This window comes from Pseudarthrobacter sp. J1738 (genome assembly GCF_050490315.1).
GTDB lineage: Bacteria > Actinomycetota > Actinomycetes > Actinomycetales > Micrococcaceae > JBNPEO01.
Window position 1 is genome coordinate 430915 of record NZ_JBNPEO010000001.1, and the last position, 16277, is coordinate 447191.

At 57.4% G+C, this 16277-nt stretch carries 11 protein-coding genes; 9 read left to right on the forward strand and 2 right to left on the reverse strand.

Features of this window, described 5'->3' with window-relative positions:
- Both ACQR35_RS02060 and ACQR35_RS02065 read right to left on the reverse strand, forming a co-directional pair.
- Positions 1 to 477 carry an aminoacyl-tRNA deacylase gene (locus tag ACQR35_RS02060; RefSeq protein WP_430266361.1) on the reverse strand — a complete coding sequence of 159 codons (477 nt, stop codon included), beginning with the start codon at positions 475 to 477 and terminating at the stop codon, positions 1 to 3.
- 9 nt (positions 478 to 486) lie between these two features.
- Complete coding sequence (locus ACQR35_RS02065) at positions 487 to 1686, reverse strand: acetyl-CoA C-acetyltransferase (protein ID WP_430269081.1); 1200 nt, start codon at positions 1684 to 1686, stop codon at positions 487 to 489.
- 413 nt (positions 1687 to 2099) lie between these two features.
- Between ACQR35_RS02065 and rpoB the strand changes: the two genes are divergently transcribed.
- The 9 genes from rpoB (at position 2100) to rplC (ending at position 16276) form a co-directional block, all read left to right on the forward strand.
- A complete protein-coding gene (gene rpoB, locus ACQR35_RS02070) occupies positions 2100 to 5609 on the forward strand; it encodes a DNA-directed RNA polymerase subunit beta (RefSeq protein ID WP_430266717.1) in 3510 nt (1169 codons plus the stop codon).
- Positions 5610 to 5706: 97 nt separating this feature from the next.
- On the forward strand, positions 5707 to 9609 hold the full coding sequence (locus ACQR35_RS02075) for a DNA-directed RNA polymerase subunit beta' (protein ID WP_430266363.1): 3903 nt from the start codon (positions 5707 to 5709) through the stop codon (positions 9607 to 9609).
- A gap of 484 nt (positions 9610 to 10093) precedes the next feature.
- Positions 10094 to 10468 (forward strand): 30S ribosomal protein S12, encoded by a 375-nt coding sequence (gene rpsL, locus ACQR35_RS02080; RefSeq protein ID WP_055239341.1) that lies wholly within the window; start codon positions 10094 to 10096, stop codon positions 10466 to 10468.
- A 1-nt stretch (position 10469) separates the two neighbouring features.
- The gene (rpsG, locus tag ACQR35_RS02085) at positions 10470 to 10940 is read left to right on the forward strand and encodes a 30S ribosomal protein S7 (RefSeq protein ID WP_427015310.1); all 471 of its coding nucleotides are present in this window, start codon (positions 10470 to 10472) and stop codon (positions 10938 to 10940) included.
- A 69-nt stretch (positions 10941 to 11009) separates the two neighbouring features.
- Positions 11010 to 13124, forward strand: a complete 2115-nt coding sequence (fusA, locus tag ACQR35_RS02090) for an elongation factor G (protein ID WP_430266364.1) — start codon at positions 11010 to 11012, stop codon at positions 13122 to 13124.
- Between the two features lie 244 nt (positions 13125 to 13368).
- A complete protein-coding gene (gene tuf, locus ACQR35_RS02095; RefSeq protein WP_430266365.1) occupies positions 13369 to 14559 on the forward strand; it encodes an elongation factor Tu in 1191 nt (396 codons plus the stop codon).
- A 154-nt stretch (positions 14560 to 14713) separates the two neighbouring features.
- Positions 14714 to 14842 (forward strand): hypothetical protein, encoded by a 129-nt coding sequence (locus tag ACQR35_RS02100; protein WP_430266366.1) that lies wholly within the window; start codon positions 14714 to 14716, stop codon positions 14840 to 14842.
- Between the two features lie 457 nt (positions 14843 to 15299).
- On the forward strand, positions 15300 to 15608 hold the full coding sequence (gene rpsJ, locus ACQR35_RS02105; RefSeq protein WP_003803825.1) for a 30S ribosomal protein S10: 309 nt from the start codon (positions 15300 to 15302) through the stop codon (positions 15606 to 15608).
- A 17-nt stretch (positions 15609 to 15625) separates the two neighbouring features.
- A complete protein-coding gene (gene rplC, locus ACQR35_RS02110) occupies positions 15626 to 16276 on the forward strand; it encodes a 50S ribosomal protein L3 (protein WP_430266367.1) in 651 nt (216 codons plus the stop codon).
- Position 16277: the final 1 nt, after the last annotated feature.

Below are 16277 nucleotides of genomic sequence, written 5' to 3' on the forward strand. Positions count from 1 at the left end.
TTACATCGGCTCGCTAATGTCAGCAACCACAGCATCCAAGGACTCCAGCAGAGCATCAGCGTCCACAAATGCACTTCGCCCGTGCGCCCCGGCACCCAAGGAAATCCGTTTGCCCTGCATTGAAGCGTCAGCATAAACCGGCCAAGCGGTTGTGCTGCCCACCGGTGTGATGGTGCCGCGCTCGTATCCCGTGGCCTCGAGGGCAACCTCTGCCGGTGGAAGGGATAACTTGTTGACGCCCAATAGCGTGCGCAACTTCGGCCACGAAATTTGCCTGTCGCCCGGAATGAGCGCAAACAAGAACGAACCATCTTTGTGCTTGACCACCAGCGATTTCACAATCTCTGCCGGATCAATTCCCAGAAGTTCGGCCGCATGCTCAAGGCTCCGCGCAGCGGGCCTCTCCACAATCTCTATGTCCAGACCCCGCAGCTGAGCGTCCTCAACAAAGCGGCGTGCGCCGTCGTGGTTTTCCATGGTGACTACTTAGTCGCGGAAGAGCAGGAGCGCTTCGCCCTGACCGCCACCGCCACACAGCGCCACAGCAGCTTTACCGCCTCCACGTCGCTTGAGTTCGAATGCTGCGTGCACGGCCAGCCGGGCGCCTGAAGCGCCAAGTGGGTGGCCGATGGCAATGGCGCCACCGTGAATGTTGCACTTTTCCAGCGGGTAGTCGAGGTCCTTGAGTGACTGGACAGCTACCGCACCAAAGGCTTCGTTGATCTCAACAAAGTCCAGATCATCTATGCTCCAGCCAGCCTTCTTCAACGCACTGGAAATCGCATTTGCAGGCTGTGAGTGCAAAGAGTTATCCGGGCCGGCAACCTGACCCGGATGACCAAGCACTGCCAAGTATTCGAGCCCGTGGTCTTGAGCGTACGCCCGCGAGGTCAAGACCAACGCGGCAGCGCCATCAGAAAGCGGCGAGGAGTTACCGGCGGTAATCGTTCCATCGGCGGCAAAAGCCGGGCGCAGGGGAGCGAGCGAATCAACAGTGGTCTGTGGGCGCACACCCTCATCGGCGTCGAGCACTAGCGGTTCGCCCTTGCGCTGAGGCACTGTTATCGGTGCGATCTCGGCGGTGAATACGCCATCGGCCTGCGCGGCCGCCGCGCGCTGGTGGGAGGCCGCGGCAACTTCATCCTGAGCAATGCGGCTGATGCCCAGTGAGCCGTTGTTAGTCTCGGTGGACAGCCCCATGGACTGACCGTCGAAGGCGTCGGTGAGGCCGTCATGGGCAGCAACGTCCAAGGCCTCAATGGAGCCGTACGTCCAGCCTTGGCGGGAGCCAGGCAGCAAGTGCGGTGCGCGGGTCATGGACTCTTGGCCACCGGCAACCACGACGGCGGCCTCGCCGCTGCGGATTAATCTCGCCGCGTCGATCACGGCAGTGAGCCCGGAGAGGCAAACTTTGTTGATGGTCAGTGCCGGGACATCCCAGCCGATTCCGGCGGCAATGGCGCTCTGGCGGGCGGGGTTTTGACCTGTGCCAGCCTGAAGGACGTGGCCCATAATGACGGTGTCTACGTCCGCAACGTCAACGCCGGAGTTTTTCAAGGCTGCACGGATGGCATGTGCTCCGAGTTCGACGGCGGTAAAAGGTGCGAGTTGTCCATTGAGCCTGCCCAGCGGGGTGCGCGCGGCGGAAACGATGACAACGTCGTTGTTGTTTTCAGCGGTGCTCATGTGATGTAGCTCTTCCGTTCTTGATCCGTATATGGCCAGATTACCGCCCGGAACGGTGTGAGCTAAATGACATCCCGGTGGTGAACTTCGCTAGTGCGCTTTGCCGAGGGGACTGGCGGCTGAATAGCCATTTGACTAGCCATTCAGCATAGTTGCCTCCAGAGCAATTCTGGGGTAGACACGCGCCTGAAGATGCCGTATCGTTGATATTTGCGTCTTCCCTCAATACCTTCAGCCTTCATATAGCGGTGGGCTAGCTGTGCTATTGCCGTTTAAGCGGTGCGATTCACACGGATCGTCCCGTAGCGGTTGTCGCCAGCACCGGGTCATATAGCGGAACCGGTCAGGTAGCACCACCAGGTGCCATGCGGGGGAGAGCTGAACAAGCCTGAAGGTCTGTGGAAGGATCCCTCTTGGTCGCCTCGAGCACCTCTAATAACCAAACCGCTAACAACGCCGGCACCACCGATGGTGCGACTCGCCGGCTCTCATTCGCGAAGATTCACGAACCGTTGGATGTTCCGAACCTCCTTGCCCTGCAGACGGACAGTTTCGACTGGCTCGTTGGGAACGAACGCTGGCAGGCAAAGGTTGCAAAGGCCGTAGAAGTTGGGGACGACTCAGTCGCTACCACTTCTGGCCTCTCGGATATCTTCGAAGAGATCTCCCCGATCGAGGATTTCCAGGGCACCATGTCCTTGAGCTTCTCGGAGCCGGAGTTCGCTGACCCGAAGTACACCATGGCTGAGTGCAAAGACCGCGACGCCACCTACTCGGCCCCGCTGTACGTCAAGGCCGAGTTCATGAATAACAACACGGGCGAAATCAAGCAGCAGACCGTGTTCATGGGCGATTTCCCGCTGATGACTGAAAAGGGCACCTTTGTGGTGAACGGCACCGAGCGTGTTGTCGTTTCCCAGCTGGTTCGCTCGCCGGGTGCTTACTTCGAGCGCACAGCTGACAAGACCAGCGACAAGGACATCTTCACTGCGAAGATCATCCCGTCCCGTGGTGCTTGGTTCGAGCTCGAAATCGACAAGCGCGATCAGGTCGGCGTCCGTTTGGACCGCAAGCGCAAGCAGTCTGTGACTGTTTTGCTCAAGGCACTTGGTTGGACCGAAGGCCAGATCCTCGAAGAATTCGGCCAGTACGATTCCATGCGCGCCACGCTTGAGAAGGATGCCACTGAGACGCGCGAAGACGCGCTCTTGGATATCTACCGCAAGCTGCGCCCGGGAGAGCCGCCCACCGTTGACGCCGCTCAGGCTTTGTTGGACAACTTGTACTTCAACGCCAAGCGCTACGACCTTGCCAAGGTTGGCCGTTACAAGATCAACCGCAAGCTCGGCATCGACAAGCCGCTCGGCGACCCGGATGCTTCTGTATTGCACATCGAAGACATCGTGGCAATGATCAAGTTCCTTGTTGCTTTGCACGCCGGCGAGAAGACTCTCAAGGGCAACCGCGAAGGTCAAGAAGTTGATTTGCGCGTTGAGATCGATGACATCGACCACTTCGGTAACCGCCGTATTCGCGCCGTTGGTGAATTGATCGAAAACCAGGTCCGTACCGGTTTGTCCCGTATGGAGCGCGTTGTTCGTGAGCGTATGACCACTCAGGACGTTGAGGCCATCACGCCGCAGACCCTGATCAACATCCGCCCGGTTGTTGCTGCGATCAAGGAGTTCTTCGGAACTTCCCAGCTGTCGCAGTTTATGGACCAGAACAACCCGCTTTCGGGTCTGACCCACAAGCGTCGTTTGTCAGCATTGGGCCCGGGTGGTTTGTCCCGCGACCGTGCAGGCATGGAAGTTCGAGACGTTCACCCGTCCCACTACGGACGTATGTGCCCCATCGAAACTCCTGAAGGCCCGAACATTGGTCTGATTGGTTCTTTGGCTTCCTACGGACGTATTAACCCCTTCGGTTTCATTGAGACTCCTTACCGCAAGGTCATCAACGGCAAGGTAACTGACGACGTCGATTACCTCACCGCCGATGATGAGGTTGAGGTTGTTATTGCTCAGGCAAACGCACCTTTGACCGAGGACAACCACTTCGCTGAAGACATGGTTCTTGTGCGTGAACGTGGCGGTTCGGGTGAGCCTGTGCTTATCCCGGCTGCAGACGTTGAGTACATGGACGTTTCCCCGCGCCAGATGGTGTCTGTTGCAACGGCTTTGATTCCGTTCCTCGAGCATGACGATGCTAACCGTGCACTGATGGGTGCCAACATGCAGCGTCAGGCTGTGCCGTTGGTTCGCTCCGAGGCCCCATTTGTGGGTACCGGTATGGAACGTGCAGCTGCAGTAGACGCCGGTGACGTTGTTATCGCTAAGAAGGCCGGTGTGGTTAGCGAAGTTTCCGCTGACCTCGTGGTCATGCTGAACGACGACGGTACCGAGACTAACTACCGCATCGACAAGTTCTCCCGCTCTAACCAGGGCAACTGCTACAACCACCGCGTTTTGGTCAACGAAGGCCAGCGTCTGGAAGTTGGCGGCATCATCGCTGACGGTCCTGCAACGGACCAGGGTGAATTGGCTCTTGGTAAGAACCTGCTCGTGGCATTTATGTCTTGGGAAGGTCACAACTTCGAGGACGCCATCATCCTTTCTCAGCGCATTGTTGCTGAGGACGTTCTCTCTTCGATTCACATCGAAGAGCACGAGATCGACGCCCGCGACACCAAGCTTGGTGCCGAGGAAATCACTCGCGACATCCCGAACGTTTCCGAGGAAGTCCTCGGCGGATTGGACGAGCGCGGCATCATCCACATCGGTGCTGAAGTTGAAGCTGGCGACATTCTGGTTGGAAAGGTCACACCTAAGGGTGAAACCGAACTGACTCCGGAAGAGCGTTTGCTGCGTGCCATCTTCGGTGAGAAGTCTCGCGAAGTTCGCGACACTTCCCTCAAGGTGCCCCACGGTGAGTCCGGAACTGTTATTGGTGTTCGCGTCTTCGACCGCGACGCTGATGACGAGTTGCCCCCGGGCGTGAACCAGCTGGTTCGCGTTTACGTTGCTGCTAAGCGCAAGATCACCGATGGTGACAAGCTTGCTGGCCGTCACGGTAACAAGGGTGTTATTTCCAAGATCCTTCCGATCGAAGACATGCCCTTCCTTGCTGATGGAACCCCGGTTGACATCGTTCTGAACCCCTTGGGTGTTCCGGGACGTATGAACGTCGGTCAGGTTTTGGAAACCCACCTCGGTTGGGTTGCTAAGACCGGTTGGAAGATCGAAGGCGAGCCGGAGTGGGTCAAGAACCTCCCGAACTTGCCTCGTGAAACCGGCCAGACCACCGTTGCTACTCCGGTGTTCGATGGTGCGCGTGAAGAGGAAATCTCCGGCTTGCTGGATTCCACCAACGTCACCCGCGATGGCGAGCGTCTGATCGACTCCTCCGGAAAGACTCGTCTGTTCGACGGCCGCTCCGGCGAGCCGTTCCCGGACCCGATCTCCGTTGGCTACATGTACATCCTGAAACTCCACCACTTGGTGGATGACAAGATCCACGCACGTTCCACTGGCCCGTACTCCATGATCACGCAGCAGCCGCTGGGTGGTAAGGCACAGTTCGGTGGCCAGCGCTTCGGTGAAATGGAAGTTTGGGCGCTCGAAGCATATGGCGCCGCTTACACGCTCCAGGAACTGTTGACGATCAAGTCGGATGACATCCACGGCCGCGTTAAGGTCTACGAAGCCATCGTCAAGGGCGAGAACATCCCGGAGCCTGGTGTTCCGGAATCGTTCAAGGTCCTCATCAAGGAAATGCAGTCGCTGTGCTTGAACGTGGAAGTACTTTCCACCGATGGCACCACGATTGAGATGCGTGACTCTGATGACGCAGTCTTCACGGCTGCGGAGGAACTGGGTATTGATCTGTCCCGCGCAGAGCCCAGCTCCGTAGAAGAGGTTTAATACCGCGACGACGGCGGGTGGGAACCCGCCGTCGTCCACCTCTTTACCGTAACCACAGACTTGAAGAATTTAGAGAACAAGAGAGAACAGGGACCATATGTCCAGCGAATCCTCCTTCGGCCTCATGCAGATCGGCCTCGCCACTGCGGATGACATCCGTGGTTGGTCTTACGGCGAGGTTAAGAAGCCGGAAACCATTAACTACCGCACGCTCAAGCCTGAGAAGGACGGCCTCTTCTGTGAGAAGATCTTTGGCCCGTCCCGCGACTGGGAGTGCTACTGCGGTAAGTACAAGCGCGTGCGCTTTAAGGGAATCATTTGCGAGCGTTGTGGCGTTGAAGTCACCCGCGCAAAGGTTCGCCGCGAACGCATGGGCCACATTGAGCTTGCCGCTCCGGTAACCCACATTTGGTACTTCAAGGGTGTTCCTTCCCGTTTGGGCTACCTCCTTGACTTGGCACCGAAGGACCTCGAAAAGGTCATTTACTTCGCTGCTTACATGATCACCAGCGTGGACGAAGAAGCTCGTCACAACGAACTGCCTAACCTCCAGGTTGAGCATGACGTTGAGAAGAAGCAGCTCATCGACAACCGCGACTCTGACATTGCCACGATCGCCCGTGACCTCGAGGACGAGCTTGCTCGCCTTGAAGGTGAAGGTGCTAAGGCTGCCGACAAAAAGAAGGCCCGCGACTCGGCTGACCGCCAGATGGCGAACGTCCGTAAGCGTGCCGATGCTGAGATCGAGCGTCTCGAGCAGGTTTGGGACCGTTTCAAGAACCTCAAGGTTGCTGACCTTGAAGGTGACGAAGGACTGTACCGCGAGCTGCGCGACCGCTACGGACTCTACTTCGAAGGCTCCATGGGTGCCGAAGCTATCAAGAAGCGTCTTGAGAACTTTGACATGGCAGCAGAAGCTGAGCTCCTGCGCGACATCATCGCCAACGGTAAGGGCCAGCGTAAAACCCGTGCCCTGAAGCGTTTGAAGGTTGTCAACGCGTTCTTGACCACGAACAACAGCCCTCTGGGTATGGTTCTTGACGCTGTTCCGGTGATCCCGCCGGAATTGCGCCCGATGGTGCAGTTGGACGGTGGCCGCTTTGCGACCTCTGACCTCAACGACCTCTACCGTCGTGTGATCAACCGCAACAACCGTTTGAAGCGTCTGCTTGATCTTGGTGCCCCCGAGATCATCGTTAACAACGAGAAGCGCATGCTGCAGGAAGCTGTTGACAGCCTCTTCGATAACGGTCGTCGTGGACGTCCGGTAACTGGCCCGGGTAACCGCCCGTTGAAGTCCCTGAGCGACATGCTCAAGGGTAAGCAAGGCCGTTTCCGTCAGAACCTTTTGGGTAAGCGCGTTGACTACTCTGGCCGTTCGGTTATTGTTGTTGGCCCGCAGTTGAAGCTGCACCAGTGTGGTCTGCCTAAGCAGATGGCACTTGAGCTCTTCAAGCCGTTCGTTATGAAGCGCTTGGTTGACCTCAACCACGCTCAGAACATCAAGAGCGCTAAGCGTATGGTGGAGCGTTACCGCCCGCAGGTTTGGGATGTTCTCGAAGAGATCATCACCGAGCACCCGGTACTGCTCAACCGTGCACCTACCCTGCACCGTTTGGGTATCCAGGCGTTCGAACCGCAGCTTGTTGAAGGTAAGGCAATCCAGCTTCACCCGCTGGTTTGTGGCGCATTCAACGCTGACTTCGATGGTGACCAGATGGCAGTTCACTTGCCGCTGAGCCCCGAAGCTCAGGCTGAGGCTCGTATCTTGATGCTGTCCTCGAACAACATCTTGAAGCCTTCTGATGGCCGCCCGGTGACCTTGCCTTCGCAGGATATGATCATCGGTCTCTACCACTTGACCACCAAGCGTGTTGGTTCTGCTGGCGAAGGCCGTATCTTCTCCTCGGTTTCGGAAGCCATCATGGCCTACGATTCCCGCGAGCTCCACTTGAACTCGCAGGTCAAGATCCGCCTTGAAGGCTTTGTGCCTTACGCAGGTTGGGAAGCTCCGGAAGGCTGGGAGCCCGGTACTCCGGTTCTCGTTCAGACTTCGCTGGGACAGGTGATCTTCAACGACACCTTGCCCGAGGACTACCCGTGGGTTGAAGCTGTTGCTGACAAGGGCGAACTTTCCCGGATTGTTAACGATCTCGCAGAGCGTTACCCGAAGGTAGTTACCGCAGCAACGCTGGATAACTTGAAGGATGCTGGTTTCCACTGGGCCACCCGTTCGGGTGTCACCGTGGCAATCTCTGACATTGAGGTTCCGAAGTCCAAGCCCGCCATCCTGGCCGGTTACGAGACTAAGGCCGCCAAGATTCAGGGCCAGTACGACAAGGGCTTGATTGACGACGACGAGCGTCGCCAGGAACTCATCGAGATCTGGAACTCGGCTACGAACGAGATCGCACAGGCCATGCGCGATTCGCTCTCTCCGATGAACACGATTAACCGCATGGTGTCCTCTGGTGCACGTGGTAACTGGATGCAGGTTCGCCAGATTGCCGGTATTCGTGGTCTTGTGGCTAACCCTAAGGGTGAGATCATCCCGCGTCCGATCAAGTCTTCCTACCGCGAAGGCTTGTCCGTTCTCGAGTACTTCATCGCTACTCACGGTGCTCGTAAGGGTCTTGCTGATACCGCTCTGCGTACCGCCAACTCGGGTTACTTGACTCGCCGTCTGGTGGACGTTTCTCAGGACGTTATTGTTCGTGAAGAAGACTGTGGCACCGAGCGTGGTCTGATGACCCCGATCGCTGTTGCTGACGCTAACGGCGAGCTGGTTCTGGGCGAGAACGTTGAGAACAGCGCTTACGCCCGTACCTTGGCCGTTGATGTTCTTGACGCTAAGGGCAACGTTTTGGCTGCTGCCGGAACTGACTGCGGTGACGTTGTTATTGCTGAGCTCTTCGCTGCAGGCATCACTGAGATCAAGGTTCGCTCCGTGCTGACCTGTGAGTCCAGCGTTGGAACCTGTGCACTGTGCTACGGCCGCTCCTTGGCTACGGGTAAGACCGTAGACATCGGCGAGGCCGTTGGTATTATCGCCGCGCAGTCCATCGGTGAGCCCGGTACTCAGCTGACCATGCGTACCTTCCACACTGGTGGTGCTGTTTCTGCCGGTGGTGGAGATGACATTACTCAGGGTCTGCCCCGTATCCAGGAGCTCTTCGAAGCCCGTACCCCGAAGGGTGTTGCACCGATCGCTGAAGCGGCCGGCCGCATCACCATTGAAGAGTCCGAGCGTCAGATGCGCTTGGTGATTACCCCGGACGATGGTTCCGAGGAAATTGCTTACCCGGTACTGCGCCGTTCACGCCTTCTCATCGAAGATGGCCAGAACGTCACGGTGGGCCAGAAGCTGATCCAGGGTCCGGTTGACCCCAAGCAGGTTCTGCGCATTATGGGTCCGCGTGCTGCACAGAAGTTCCTTGTGGACGAAGTGCAGGGTGTGTACTTGAGCCAGGGTATTGGTATCCACGACAAGCACGTCGAGGTTATCGTCCGCCAGATGCTGCGTCGCGTTACCGTCATTGAGTCCGGCGACTCGAACTTGCTTCCGGGCGAGCTCGCAGAGCGTGGACGCTTCGAAGACGAGAACCGTCGTGTTGTATCCGAGGGCAAGACGCCTGCTGCAGGTCGTCCTGAACTGATGGGTATCACCAAGGCATCGTTGGCTACCGAGTCGTGGCTCTCCGCAGCCTCCTTCCAGGAAACCACCCGCGTTCTGACGCAGGCGGCTATGGAAGGCAAGAGCGATCCGCTCTTGGGTCTAAAGGAGAACGTGATCATTGGTAAGTTGATCCCGGCCGGCACGGGTCTCCCGCGCTACACCGACGTCACCGTGGAGCCCACTGAAGAAGCAAAGGCCAATCTGTTCACCGGCCCCAGCGCATTCAGCGACTTCTCCTACGACACCTTGGGTGGTGACGGAGCTCCTGAGTTCCACGCCATTCCTTTGGACGACTACGACCTCGGCGCAGGATTCTCTAACTAAGATTCACGCCTAGTTCACATCAGTAGTTCAATCACGACGGCGGTCACTCACCTTAGGTGAGTGACCGCCGTCGCGCGTTAACGGTTGTAGTGAGAGTTAATGGTTGGATGCGGGTTAGTGGTTGGAGCATGGCGCTGGCTGGCCGGTTGGGGGATAGTCACCTGTGCCGGCTCCATTGGGCGTCTGGCCCCGCGCATGGTAGGCTAGTGACCAATTGTTAGTGTGGCAGTGGATGAATTCCGGGTTGCAGGGTCCTTGTGCAACGAATGCCACATTTTTGCATGCCTAGGAGCTGTTTGATCCCGGGATGCCGATGGTAGGTCTTTGACCGGCGTTGGCAGTGGATCTTCCCCGATCATGCGATCCGACTATTAAGTGCTTCGCCTCGACTGCTAAGAGATTCATCTTTAGGCTCAGGCGGCGGGGCAAAGCAACAAGTGAACGGCCGGGAACGGCCGTTCCAGACAAAACGGAGAACACGAAAGTGCCTACGATTCAGCAGCTGGTCCGCAAGGGCCGCTCGCCTAAGGTCTCCAAGACCAAGGCTCCCGCCCTGAAGGGCAGCCCGATGCGTCGCGGTGTTTGCACCCGCGTATACACCACCACCCCGAAGAAGCCGAACTCGGCTCTGCGTAAGGTTGCACGTGTGCGCCTTAACGGTGGCGTAGAAGTAACCGCCTACATCCCCGGTGTTGGTCACAACCTCCAGGAGCACTCCATCGTGCTCGTTCGCGGTGGTCGTGTTAAGGACCTTCCCGGTGTTCGCTACAAGATTGTTCGTGGCGCACTGGATACCCAGGGTGTAAAGAACCGCAAGCAGGCTCGCAGCCGCTACGGCGCAAAGATGGAGAAGAAGTAATATGCCTCGCAAGGGTCCGGCCCCTAAGCGGCCGCTTGTTGTAGATCCCGTATACGGTTCCCCTTTGGTCACTCAGCTGATCAACAAGGTGCTCGTAGACGGCAAGAAGTCCACCGCAGAGCGCATTGTTTACGGCGCACTCGAAGGTGCTCGTGAGAAGAGCGGCGGCGACCCCGTTGCAGCCCTCAAGAAGGCCATGGAAAACATCAAGCCGAGCCTCGAGGTGAAGTCCCGCCGTGTCGGTGGCGCCACCTACCAGGTTCCGGTTGAGGTCAAGCCGGGTCGCGCCACTGCGCTGGCTCTGCGCTGGCTGGTTGGTTACTCCAAGGCTCGCCGCGAGAAGACTATGACCGAGCGTCTCCGCAACGAGATCCTCGACGCCTCTAACGGTCTTGGCGCTGCTGTAAAGCGTCGCGAAGACACCCACAAGATGGCCGAGTCGAACAAAGCCTTCGCACACTACCGCTGGTAACACTGCAGCGTTCGCCGCTGGTCTACTTGGCCAGCGGCGAACGTGTTGTCCATCCGAAAGGGAAACACTGTGGCACAGGACGTGCTTACCGACCTTAATAAGGTCCGCAATATCGGCATCATGGCCCACATTGATGCTGGCAAGACCACTACCACCGAGCGCATCCTGTTCTACACAGGTGTGAACCACAAGATCGGCGAAACGCACGACGGCGCTTCGACGACCGACTGGATGGAACAGGAAAAGGAACGCGGCATCACCATCACGTCTGCCGCCGTGACTTGCTTCTGGAACCAGAACCAGATCAACATCATCGACACCCCCGGTCACGTTGACTTCACCGTTGAGGTTGAGCGCTCCTTGCGCGTCCTCGATGGTGCTGTTGCTGTATTCGACGGTAAAGAGGGCGTTGAGCCTCAGTCGGAGACCGTGTGGCGTCAGGCTGACAAGTACGATGTTCCGCGCATCTGCTTCGTCAACAAGATGGACAAGCTCGGTGCTGATTTCTACTTCACCGTAGACACCATCATCAACCGCCTCGGTGCAAAGCCTTTGGTTATGCAGCTCCCGATCGGTGCTGAGAACGACTTCATTGGCGTTGTTGACCTGCTCGAAATGCGTGCCTTGGTATGGCCTGGTGACGCTAAGGGTGACGTCACAATGGGCGCCAAGTACGAGGTTCAGGAGATCCCCGCTGACCTCAAGGAAAAGGCAGAGGAGTACCGTGCAGCTCTCGTAGAGACCGTTGCTGAGTCCTCCGAAGAGCTCATGGAGAAGTACCTCGAAGGTGAAGAAATCACCGTTGAGGAACTCAAGGCTGGCATCCGCAAGATGACCATCGCTTCCGAGCTCTACCCGGTCTTCTGTGGTTCTGCGTTCAAGAACCGCGGCGTTCAGCCGATGCTTGACGCTGTCATTGACTACTTGCCGAACCCGCTCGACGTCCCCCCGATGATCGGTCACGATCCTCGCGACGAAGAGAAGGAATTGACCCGTAAGCCTTCCTCCGAGGAGCCGTTCTCGGCTCTCGCGTTCAAGATTGCGGCTCACCCGTTCTTCGGTCAGCTCACCTTCATCCGCGTGTACTCCGGTCACGTTGAAGCTGGTGCACAGGTGGTCAACTCCACCAAGGGCAAGAAAGAGCGCATCGGTAAGCTGTTCCAGATGCACGCCAACAAGGAAATGCCTGTTGAGGGCGCTACCGCTGGCCACATCTACGCAGCTATCGGCCTCAAGGACACCACCACCGGTGATACCTTGTGCGACTCTAACGACCAGATCGTTTTGGAATCCATGAGCTTCCCGGCTCCCGTGATCTCCGTTGCGATCGAACCCAACACCAAGGGTGACCAGGAGAAGCTCTCCACCGCTATCCAGAAGCTCTCCGCCGAGGACCCGACCTTCCAGGTCAACCTTGACGAAGACACCGGCCAGACCATCATCGCCGGCATGGGCGAGCTCCACTTGGATATCCTTGTGGACCGCATGCGCCGCGAATTCAAGGTTGAAGCCAACGTTGGTAAGCCTCAGGTTGCCTACCGTGAAACCATCAAGAACCCTGTTGCGCGTCACGACTACACGCACAAGAAGCAGACTGGTGGTTCGGGTCAGTTCGCAAAGATCCAGATTGCGATCGAACCGTTGGATACTTCCGATGGAGAACTGTACGAGTTCGAGAACAAGGTCACCGGTGGCCGTATTCCTCGCGAATACATCCCCTCCGTTGACGCTGGTATCCAGGATGCACTCAACGATGGTGTCTTGGCCGGTTACCCGGTTGTTGGTATCAAGGCAATCCTGCTCGATGGCGCCTACCACGACGTTGACTCTTCGGAAATGGCGTTCAAGATCGCCGGCCGTATGGCTTTCAAGGAAGCTGCACGCAAGGCTAACCCGATCTTGCTTGAACCGATGATGGATGTTGAAGTCCGCACCCCTGAGGAATACATGGGTGAAGTTATTGGTGACATCAACTCTCGCCGTGGCCAGATGCAGTCCATGGAAGATGCACAGGGTGTAAAGGTCATCCGTGCGCACGTCCCGCTCTCCGGTATGTTCGGATACATCGGTGACTTGCGCTCCAAGACCCAGGGCCGCGCCGTGTACTCCATGACGTTCCACAGCTACGCTGAGGTCCCGAAGGCATTTGCTGACGAGATCATCCAGAAGAACCGCGGAGAGTAGTCCTAGGACTAAGTTCCACAAAAACTTGGCTATTGGTCTGGCAACAGACCCATAGTCAGTGCAGATGGCCGGACGAAGCTAGCCGGACTCCGGCCATCTGCGCAAACAGGCTCTAGGGATTAGAATTAATTCCCGAATCTGCAATTTCATCAAACCCCAAGCCCCCAAGTAGACTTGCTAGAGTTTCTGCCGCGAGAAGCGCGGCCGGCAAGTAAGTCTTTTGAAAACGTTCTAGGAGGAACCTGTGGCAAAGGCAAAGTTCGAGCGGACTAAGCCGCACGTTAACATCGGCACCATCGGTCACGTTGACCATGGAAAGACCACGTTGACGGCAGCCATTTCCAAGGTGCTGTACGACCAGTACCCGGATCTCAACGAGCAGCGCGACTTCGCGTCGATTGACTCTGCTCCTGAAGAGCGCCAGCGCGGTATTACGATCAACATCTCCCACGTGGAGTACCAGACCGAGAAGCGCCACTACGCACACGTAGACGCCCCCGGTCACGCTGACTACATCAAGAACATGATCACCGGTGCTGCTCAGATGGACGGCGCAATCCTCGTAGTTGCTGCTACCGACGGCCCGATGGCTCAGACCCGCGAGCACGTTCTGTTGGCCCGCCAGGTTGGTGTTCCCTACCTGCTCGTCGCACTGAACAAGTCCGACATGGTTGACGACGAAGAGCTCTTGGATCTCGTTGAAATGGAAGTTCGTGAGCTCTTGAGCTCGCAGGGCTTCGATGGCGATGAGGCTCCGGTTGTTCGCGTTTCCGGTTTGAAGGCTCTGGAAGGCGACCCGGTTTGGGTTAAGTCTGTTCAGGACCTCATGGCTGCTGTTGACGAGTCCGTTCCGGACCCCGTACGTGACCGTGACAAGCCGTTCTTGATGCCGATCGAAGACGTCTTCACCATCACCGGTCGTGGAACCGTTGTAACGGGTCGCGCCGAGCGCGGTACCCTCGCGATCAACTCTGAGGTTGAAATCGTTGGTATCCGTCCGGTTCAGAAGACCACCGTTACCGGTATCGAAATGTTCCACAAGCAGCTCGACGAAGCTTGGGCTGGCGAGAACTGTGGTCTGCTGCTTCGCGGTCTGAAGCGCGACGACGTAGAGCGTGGCCAGGTTGTTGTAAAGCCGGGTTCCATCACCCCGCACACCGACTTCGAAGGCAACGTCTACATCCTCTCCAAGGACGAAGGCGGACGTCACAACCCGTTCTACTCCAACTACCGCCCGCAGTTCTACTTCCGTACGACTGACGTTACCGGTGTTATCACCTTGCCTGAGGGCACGGAAATGGTTATGCCTGGCGACAACACCGAAATGACTGTCGAGCTGATTCAGCCGATCGCCATGGAAGAGGGCCTCGGCTTTGCTATCCGTGAAGGTGGCCGCACCGTTGGTTCGGGACGTGTTACCAAGATCATCAAGTAATTATTACTTGAGATTGGCCCACTGAGTACCTGGTACTCGCCGGTGCCGCAGGGCCCCGGTCCACACACTTTCGAGTGTGAGGACTGGGGCTTTTCTGCGTCTGCGGTCTGGCTTGTGGTGTGGAGTTCATCACCTGACTGGTAGCCTTCAGGGCATGGGATTCTTGATTTTTCTGGTTGTTGTTGTAGTTGCCGTTGGTGGATACTTTTACATCAAGCGCAATTTTGCCTCGGAGATTGACCGCGCCAAGCGGATAAACCGCGCCAACAAGCGCGGGGAGTAGTCTTCCAAAGGTCGACGACGGGACGGCACCTTGAGTGCAGCCCCAAATTATCGCGTCCAGCCGGCGAGTGGATTAATCCCTGGTGCAAAGCGGGGGAGCGGAGCTGGATTCGCTATCTTGGCGAAAATCAGCAATACTGGATGAGTTGTTCAAGCGCTTCTTCGTGTCCCGATTCGGATAATGCCGAGTGTCAGGGTCCAGGTTGAAGCCCAAACATAACCCACCCCCATGGAATGTGGCGCAGGTCTGTGACTTTTTTGTCCTAGAAACCGCGACACGCCCGACCGCGGGGGTCGGTTGCTTCGGCAGGTTGAGGAACCCGGATTAAATTCGGATTCAGCCTGTGCGATGGGTGGTAGTTACGACTTCGAATGCTTCGGCAGCCACATGCAACAGGAAAGTGAACAGAGCAGCCCTAATACCTAGAGCCGCACTTACTGAAAGCGAGTCAGGCGACATGGCGGGACAAAAAATCCGCATCCGGCTGAAGTCATATGACCACGAGGTCATTGATGTTTCAGCACGGAAGATCGTTGAGACGGTCACGCGCGCAGGCGCAACGGTTGTTGGCCCAGTGCCGCTTCCGACCGAGAAGAACGTTTACTGTGTAATTCGTTCTCCCCACAAGTACAAAGACAGCCGCGAGCACTTCGAAATGCGTACTCACAAGCGTCTGATCGACATCATTGACCCCACGCCTAAGGCTGTAGATTCGCTCATGCGTCTCGACCTGCCGGCTGACGTGAACATCGAAATCAAGCTTTAGGGAGGTGCTGAGAGACTATGACCGCAACCCGTAATGTAAAGGGCCTGTTGGGCACGAAGCTCGGCATGACCCAGGTCTGGGACGAGAACAACAAGCTCATCCCAGTAACTGTCGTCCAGGCTGACTCAAACGTCGTTACCCAGCTGCGCAATGCAGAGGTAGACGGATACGTCGCCGTACAGATCGGCTACGGCCAGATCGACCCGCGCAAGGTCACCAAGCCGCTTGCCGGCCACTTCGAGAAGGCTGGCGTTACGCCTCGCCGTCACGTTGTTGAAATGCGCACCGCAGACGCTGACACCTACGAACTGGGTCAGGAGCTCTCCGTAGAGCTCTTCGAAGCCGGCCAGAAGATCGACGTCGTCGGAACCTCCAAGGGTAAGGGCTTTGCCGGTGTTATGAAGCGTCACGGCTTCCACGGTGTTGGCGCTTCCCACGGTGCTCACAAGAACCACCGTAAGCCCGGTTCCATCGGTGGCGCATCCACCCCGAGCCGCGTCTTCAAGGGTATGAAAATGGCCGGTCGCATGGGCGCCGTCCGTCACACCACGCTGAACCTCACGGTTCACGCTGTTGACGCTGAGAAGTCGCTGCTCCTGATTAAGGGTGCCGTCCCCGGTGCCCGCGGCCAGGTCGTATTCGTACGCACCGCCGTGAAGGGAGCCTAGT

Excerpts from the sequence above, each read along its gene's own strand:
- ACQR35_RS02060 (WP_430266361.1), bottom strand. The coding sequence starts at position 477 with ATGGAAAACCACGACGGCGCACGCCGCTTTGTTGAGGACGCTCAGCTG.
- ACQR35_RS02065 (WP_430269081.1), bottom strand. The coding sequence starts at position 1,686 with ATGAGCACCGCTGAAAACAACAACGACGTTGTCATCGTTTCCGCCGCG.
- ACQR35_RS02075 (WP_430266363.1), top strand. The coding sequence starts at position 5,707 with ATGTCCAGCGAATCCTCCTTCGGCCTCATGCAGATCGGCCTCGCCACT.
- rpsG (WP_427015310.1), top strand. The coding sequence starts at position 10,470 with ATGCCTCGCAAGGGTCCGGCCCCTAAGCGGCCGCTTGTTGTAGATCCC.
- ACQR35_RS02100 (WP_430266366.1), top strand. The coding sequence starts at position 14,714 with ATGGGATTCTTGATTTTTCTGGTTGTTGTTGTAGTTGCCGTTGGTGGA.
- rpsJ (WP_003803825.1), top strand. The coding sequence starts at position 15,300 with ATGGCGGGACAAAAAATCCGCATCCGGCTGAAGTCATATGACCACGAG.
- rplC (WP_430266367.1), top strand. The coding sequence starts at position 15,626 with ATGACCGCAACCCGTAATGTAAAGGGCCTGTTGGGCACGAAGCTCGGC.